Origin of the sequence: Bacillus sp. 196mf (genome assembly GCF_003217275.1) — a bacterium.
In the GTDB taxonomy this organism is placed as follows: domain Bacteria; phylum Bacillota; class Bacilli; order Bacillales; family Bacillaceae_G; genus Bacillus_A; species Bacillus_A thuringiensis_S.
This window is the reverse complement of the sequence record NZ_QJTG01000007.1, coordinates 207232-214629: the sequence shown is the minus strand read 5'-3', so window position 1 is coordinate 214629 and position 7398 is coordinate 207232. Positions and strand designations below refer to the sequence as shown.

The following is a 7398-nucleotide window of genomic DNA, read 5'->3' as shown; positions in this document are numbered from 1 at the left end:
ATTTACGTGGTGCTCCTGTTGATTGTCCCATGATTAAGCCATCTAATCCTTTTTCTTTATAAGCATTCACATAATTATAAATCGTTTTTTCAGAACGACCGATCATGTTCATAATTTCTTTTATAGAATAGCCTTGTACATAGAAATAGATCGTTTGATAACGTTCATACATGCGTTTATTTTTAGTCGTTTTCATTGCTACAAGTAGGTTCTCTTTTTCGTTTTGATGTGCATTTGTCATTTGGCTCCGCTCCATTTGTCGATAAGTGTTACGTATATATTTCGACAAATAGTAGCTGTAACCTTTTAATTCAACTTATATAGAATGAATTTATCTTACAGTAATAAGAAAATTATCTAAATAAATGATAGTGAGAACAATTAAAGAAAGCATCTAGTGGGGTGCTTTTTTCTTTTGAAACAGAGAATCTCATGGGTAGGTTACATGTAATTTCGTGCTGTGCTTCTAGGTCATTGGAAAATCCAACAATAAAAAAAGAGGGGGAAGGCGTTTTTTATTGAAGTTTGTTAATGATAGATTTTTAACTTGAGAGGGGGATCGTAAAATAGATTATTAATCTCTTTGGTAATTTTTATTTTCCTTATAGTTGGCATATTGTATTAGAAATTTTAAATTTTGAAGGGAGAATCAATAAGTATGGGTAAGAAAAGAAGAATAAGTAATAAGTTATTACTTATCAGTGCAATTTTTACAATAGCAATTCCCTCAGTCTCATATGCGGAGGAAGTAATTTCACCTGAAAAGTTTACGAGTTCTTCAAGTTTGTATGAGGGACGGAATACGGAAATTTTGAAAACAAATTTATATCCTAATACATATAATAATCCATTTAACCACCAATTTATTTCAAAATTAAAGGAAGTAAACACAAATATAAAAAAAATAGACAATAGTGATGATGAAAATCCTATTATATCTACTACTCTTTCATTTATTCGCCATATGAATAGTGAAGATTATAAATCTGCATTTGATTTAACCTCAAGGTCATTACAGAAAATAATATCCGAAGAATGGCTGAAGAGCTATTGGGAGGGACTCCCAGTTCAATTACAAGCAGGTTCTTTTATAGAAATTGGAGAGGTTACACAAAAAGAGACAAATCCTGTTCATACAAATGTGGAGATTCAATTAGTTTTTGAAAAAATGACTGTACCTTTACTAATTAAACTAGATCCATCTGGAAAAATAGACGATTTTCAACTCAGCATGTCGTTTAGTCCTGTTGCTGAGCGTCCGTCATATAGTAAGCCTGAATCATTTGTTGATAAAGAAGTAGTAGTTGGAAGTGGTGCATTTCCATTACCAGGAACATTGTCGGTTCCAAAAGGAAATGGTCCTTTTCCAGCGGTTATTCTTGTTCAAGGATCAGGAGCAACTGATCAGGATGAAACAGCGTTTGCTTTAAAACCGTTTCGCGATTTAGCTGAAGGTCTTGCATCGAAGGGAATTGCTGTCCTTCGCTATAATAAAAGAACTTATGAACATGGGTTGAAAACACAATTTAGTCCCTTTTATACAGTTGATAAAGAGACAACAGATGATGCTCTTCTTGTAACTCAATTTCTTAAAAATGAGCCTCTAATAAATAAAAATCAAATTTATATTTTGGGTCATAGTCAAGGTGGAATGATGCTTCCGAAAATGATTGAAAAAGACCAAAATAAAAATATTGCTGGAGCAATTGTAATGGGAGGGCCAGCTCGTACGATCCAAGACGTTGTTTTAGATCAATTTGAGTACCTTTTCTCTATTGGAGCAATGAACCAGGAGCAATATAAATTCTACAAATCGCAATTTGAATTATTAAATGATCCAAATTTCTCTGGTCAGAATCCTCCAAAAGATTTTTACTTAGGATCAGCAGTATTTTGGGATTCTATTCGGAAAATTAAAGCAGCAGAAATGTCAAAAGAACAAAAGACACCACTTCTTATTATTCAAGGAGAAAGAGACTATCAAGTTCAATCAAAAATCGAAATTCCTCTTTGGAAAGAACAATTAAAAGAACGAAATAACGTTGATTATCGACTATATCCAAAGTTAAATCATTTCTTTACAGAGGGCGATGGGGAAATAAGTAAGCCGGATGAATATTATAGTCCTGCTAATATACCTGAGTATGTTATAAATGATATTGCTGCTTGGGTGCAAGGCAGATCGCAATTAAATTAGCAACCATATGTTTTAATAAAGACTTTCTTTCCGTAATCAAAATAGAAATATTTTTATTAGGTTATATGTTTTTTAAAAGCACTCTTTGAAAAGGAGTGCTTTTTTATTTTTCTATGATTTCTATAAAATAATGCGCTTACCTTCCAAACAAATCGCTATTTGTAGCGCTTTTATCAAAGCAAATTTCTTGTGACATTTCTTTGATATTAAAAACATGAATAACCTATTGTGTAAAATTTTTTGAAAATTTAGGTTTAACATCTTTAAAATAGGTGTATTACATATTACATAACAACTAAATAAAAAATAAAAAATCTAAAGGAGGAAAGATACCATGCATACGAATGAAAGAAAAACGGTAGTTTATGAATATCAAAATGAACAGGAAGTAGTTATGAAAGTAAAAGAGCTAGAATTGCAAGGGGTTCGCCACGATGACATTTATGTTTTAGCGCATGAAAAACATATAACAAAAAGGATTGCGGATGATACAAACACAAATACGATTGGAGTAAAAGAACAAGGATTGGGCACAAGTATTATCAACTTTTTCTCCAAAAAAGGGGACGAGCTCCGAAATCAAATGGAGGAAATGGGGTTGTCGAAGGAGGAAGCTAACTTATATGAAGAAAAACTAGATCAAGGGAGAATTTTACTCCTAGTAACAGATGAAACACTAACGGCGAGTGATAGGCAGCCGCAAAACTATCATTCTCTCTAATAGATTGCAACATCTGATAAATAGGTAAGGTAATTATTTTAGGTTGTAGCATTGAAGAAAATAAAAATAGAAAAGGATGAGAAAAATGAAACATACAATATTTAAATATGCTGTGATTGGAATTACGACCGGAGTCATAGTCTCCCTATTAAAAAAAGAAAATCGGAAAGCTATACAAACAAAAGGAAAAAGCGTAAAAGAAAAACTACAAGAAGGAAACATAAAGGAAACATTGGAGAAGGTAACTGAGACAAGTAAACAATTTTCTGTAACTGCAGCTAATGTTGCAAAACAAACATTACCACAACTGCTTACAGCCACACCAGTTGTCATTTCTACCATTAAAGACTTAACAGAAAACGAAAATAATAAAAAGAAAACAGGTGAAAAGGATTACGAAATAAATGAAAATAGTAAGAACTTAGACGGGGAAAAAACGAAAAATGAAAAGAAATATGTGAAAGAAGGGAAAGAAGAGAGTGCCTAGATTTAACTCTAAAAATAGAAAGTGAGGAAAAAAGTATGAAATCTCTGTATGCAATTGATGTAGGAATTGGCTTTACCAAAAGGGCATATCGACAGGATGTAGATTCTGAGATGACGGTCAAGAGTGAAGCTTCCACACTAGCCCCTGTACCTAATCATGCTGAAAGTGAAGATTTAACAAAGGTAAGTTTTATAGACTTAGACTTTGCATACTACATGGGAAATGAAGCACATCAATCTGACGCTTCATTTCTTCCTCCATTTGACGATGAAATAGAAAATTATTATGAAAGCGAAGAGTTTAAACAACAAATATTTGGTTGCATTGCAAAGGATTATAAAGAAAATGTCGTGTTACCTCTAGTTGTTACCGGGCTTCCCATCACTTGTTTTGGTAGTCAGCATGAGCAATTACAACGTGCACTAAAAAAAGAAACTTCCGTGCAAATTGATGGGAAATTTATTAATATTACGGTGGAAAATGCTTTGATTCTTCAGCAACCGGTCGCTTTACATGCCTATCTCTTAAAAGAGGGAATCATTCAGGAACGAGATCGCATCTTAATTATTGATGGTGGATTTCGTACATTAGAAATGACAGATATGAAACAGAATCTCATTTTAAATCATTATGAGACGGAACTAGGATGTAGCAAGCCTTTGAAAAATATTAAGAATATCGTGCAGAATCATGAGGGTGAAAGTAATCAATTGCATATTAACGACATGCCAAACATATTAGAAAAAGGATATGAATGTCGAGAAGAAAATCATGAGACAAGTCAGGTTCATACTTTGATTCAAAAAGAGTTGGATGCACACTTCCAAGACGTCATACGTGTATTACAAGAACAATTTACGTTAGAACAGTATGATACTATCATTTGGACAGGAGGAATAGTAGATCTCCACAAAAAACGAATTGAAAAAATGCAAAGTGAAATTTCTTCTTTCCGTATGGTAGACGCTTCGAAAGAGGCTGCACTTCATGGATACTACATTATTGGGAGTCAAGTATTTGACGACATCACCAATCAATCTGCATATGAATCCAAATTATAATAACGACTGAAATGGAGTTCGTTGAATAGACGTGCCAAATTATGTAGCTTCTTTTCCACATATAATAAATTCTTTATAAGAAAAGATAAAAAGTGCTTGTATAGAGGAAATGTTTAAAATTGAAAATAAAAATAACTAATATATAGGGGGTCTTCCTTTTAAAAGAATAAGACCTCCTATGTCATTTATTTTATAATTTAGATGATCTAAAAACTTTTCCTTCAAGACATGAATACCTACATACAAATTTCGTATTACGGATATGATTCGATCAAACATAAAACTATTTAGAAAGGAAGAATAGTATGGAATGCATAAAAATGACGAAATGGAGTTGGTATCATGTGAAAACTAGTGAGCTTGAAAAACTTTCTTCTATAATCCCTCGTGATGTAACATCTTATTTCTCTCAATTTGTAAAGAAAATAAGTTCTCCTTGTGAAAATGGATTATATGTTTATACGTTATCACCAAGTCAAACTTGTGTATATGGTTCGTTTTTATATGATCAAGATAAAAAGGACGCCAAAATTCAAAAATTTCTTCATTATTTCGTAGCTCATGGAATACTGATAACAGTTCAGGAAAAGGAGGAAGAGGATTTCCAAAAATTAATACATAATATCCCTATGGGTACAAAAAATTGTAATAGTTCTGCTGAAGGATTATGTGCTATCTTATCAATGTTTATATCTCATTATTTGCGAAAGGTTGACTACTTTGAAAACAATTTCAGAAATGTATTATGGGATTTTTATCATCATAATAACATAGCAGTTTTAGAAAGGATTTATCATATTCGTCATGAATTATTTATGAACACACATGTGTTTCGCTTAATACAAGAAGTGTTACAAGGCCTAAAAGAAGCTTGGTTAGAAAAACTAACAAACACCCTTTGTTATAAACAAACACACGTAAAATTAGAGCGTGGATTACAACTTGTTAAAGAGTACCAAGAAGAATTAGACACGATGATTCATTTGCAAGAAGTTGTTTCTTCTCATCGTGGGAATGAAATTATGAAAGCTCTTACTGTATTAACTGCTGTGAGTACGCCTTTGACAGCCTTAGGAGCATTATGGGGTATGAATTTTAAATACATGCCTGAACTGGAATGGAAATATAGCTATTTAATCGCTCTCTTATTTATTATTTTCACAACAGGGGGGATGTATATGTATATGCGATTCAAAGGATGGACAGGTGACTTATTACGAGTAAAGAAAAAGAAATCTTTTTTTAAATCTAATTAATCCGCTTAATTATTAGACTTGGTACAATTGTAAACGACACCTAATATATCAAAGACTGTTTTCCTCTCATACCAATGAGATTTTCGTCCGTTTTGTTATAGGAGATTGAACAGGCGAATTAACACCTTTGATAGCTATTAGGTGTTTTTCTGTATGGCTTGATAAATAAGAAGAAAATAATCTTTAATCTATATATGACCTTATATTCACTCAGTTCTTGTTTCTTTTCATAAGAAGTAATTGATGCATTTGAACCATAGTAGCCGAACAGAGTAGGATCGCGATCAGTTGCCCATAGAAATAGTAGGATGCTATTCCGATAATTGTATTTTGCTAATAATTTTACCTTACATAAATGTAATACAAATGAAAGGTAAATGAATATGTAAAATTCCATAAAACAATTATTCTATATAAGGAGCAAATACGAATTAAAGAAACGGTATACGTATAGATGATTTGCAGCAATTATCTTAACTAGTTAAACCACCTTTAAACAATAATTCTAAGGAGATTAGAAATGAGAAAAATCATTAACCTATGTATGATTGGAGCCCTCTTATTTGGTTTATACTTGGCGTTCACGCCTAAAGAACCAAGAAATGGAATTTTGATGTTAGGAGATAAACAAGCTTTACAAGATATACGAAGTGAAAATAAAAGTGAAATTAAGTCTATCGATTTATATAAAGTTAAAACAGCACAATATAATGGAGAATCAGTATTTATTATGGATCAAAAAACAGGTGAAGCCGTAATAAAAAAAGGGATATTACGAGAGGGAGAAGATCATTTTACACCGATTTCAGATCCAATAAAGTCTATGCCTACAATAACAAATGATACTGCTGTGTTATTCGCGGGTGAAAAAAGTGAAAATATAAAAAAAATAGTAATTGCTGACAAGGAAATACCGGTAAAATATGATAGTAATACTTGGTTTGGGCATTATCGTAACTCGAATTATGAACAGTGTATTTTAATTGTCAATAATTCTATGTTTACTCAAATTCCTATACAAGAAACCTATATGGGAATTTTTGAACTTAACAAAGTTTATGGAAATAATCATGGAGTTGTTGATACCGAGGATAAAAAATCAGTACAAGTGGAGAAAGAATTTCAAAAGATTATTGAGAGTAGAAAAGATAATTCACAGTTTTTAGAAGCGTTATCAATTATAAAATAATAAGCCTAAAAAAAGGTGAAAACTAACTAAAAAATAATATAAATATTACGGAGGATTCATATGGCTGGCGTTATAGGACATACAGTAGTTACAGCAACTGTAGGATTAGTATATAAAAAACATTTAAATATCACAACTTTATTTTTCGGTATGGCGATTCCAGATGCTATAAGCATGTTCATTGGAAAGGTACCGCTTATACCAGGAGGAGCGGTAGATGAGAGTTTTATAGGTGGACTAGCTTGCGCTTTAGTTTTGACTTTACTAATTATGATAGGTCTTAAAACAATACCTAGATTAATGAAACTGTTTACTTATAAACAGAGCTCTTCATTAAAAATTATTTTTATTTCTGCTTTAATAGGTACAGAATTACATGTATTGATGGACCTTATTGCCATAAACGGATGGCTGAATGGAACTATATTATAATAGTTTGATTTTAATGAAATATATAATTTAGGAATATCACTTCTTTTATTGTAAG

General features: G+C 31.9%; 8 protein-coding genes and 1 pseudogene. 7 read left to right on the top strand and 2 right to left on the bottom strand.

Annotated features, from left to right (window positions below; translation table 11 throughout):
* Nucleotides 1-241 (bottom strand): terminase gpP N-terminus-related DNA-binding protein (locus ATL10_RS13465; protein ID WP_181419325.1); only part of this gene is annotated, 241 nt, incomplete at its 3' end.
* Between the two features lie 417 nt (nt 242-658).
* Here ATL10_RS13465 and ATL10_RS13460 point away from each other — a divergent pair.
* From ATL10_RS13460 to ATL10_RS13440, 5 genes are all read left to right on the top strand, one after another.
* On the top strand, nt 659-2197 hold the full coding sequence (locus ATL10_RS13460; protein WP_000516847.1) for an alpha/beta hydrolase: 1539 nt from the start codon (nt 659-661) through the stop codon (nt 2195-2197).
* A 334-nt stretch (nt 2198-2531) separates the two neighbouring features.
* Nucleotides 2532-2918, top strand: a complete 387-nt coding sequence (locus ATL10_RS13455) for a YflT domain-containing protein (protein ID WP_000557322.1) — start codon at nt 2532-2534, stop codon at nt 2916-2918.
* A gap of 85 nt (nt 2919-3003) precedes the next feature.
* The gene (locus tag ATL10_RS13450; protein ID WP_000683216.1) at nt 3004-3405 is read left to right on the top strand and encodes a hypothetical protein; all 402 of its coding nucleotides are present in this window, start codon (nt 3004-3006) and stop codon (nt 3403-3405) included.
* Between the two features lie 35 nt (nt 3406-3440).
* Nucleotides 3441-4466, top strand: a complete 1026-nt coding sequence (locus ATL10_RS13445; protein ID WP_000839448.1) for a ParM/StbA family protein — start codon at nt 3441-3443, stop codon at nt 4464-4466.
* Nucleotides 4467-4771: 305 nt separating this feature from the next.
* Nucleotides 4772-5722: a magnesium transporter CorA family protein gene (locus ATL10_RS13440; RefSeq protein WP_000388935.1), complete on the top strand. Its 951-nt coding sequence runs from the start codon at nt 4772-4774 to the stop codon at nt 5720-5722.
* Nucleotides 5723-5727: 5 nt separating this feature from the next.
* On the opposite strand, the pseudogene ATL10_RS13435 reads toward ATL10_RS13440, so the two are convergent.
* Nucleotides 5728-6025, bottom strand: a pseudogene (locus ATL10_RS13435) (IS4 family transposase); the annotation flags it as partial.
* A 217-nt stretch (nt 6026-6242) separates the two neighbouring features.
* Between ATL10_RS13435 and ATL10_RS13430 the strand changes: the two are divergent.
* Both ATL10_RS13430 and ATL10_RS13425 read left to right on the top strand, forming a co-directional pair.
* Nucleotides 6243-6911 (top strand): lipoprotein BA_5634 family protein, encoded by a 669-nt coding sequence (locus tag ATL10_RS13430; protein WP_075720177.1) that lies wholly within the window; start codon nt 6243-6245, stop codon nt 6909-6911.
* A gap of 60 nt (nt 6912-6971) precedes the next feature.
* Entirely contained in the window at nt 6972-7343 is a 372-nt protein-coding gene (locus tag ATL10_RS13425) for a hypothetical protein (RefSeq protein ID WP_000929330.1), read from the top strand.
* Nucleotides 7344-7398 lie beyond the last annotated feature (55 nt).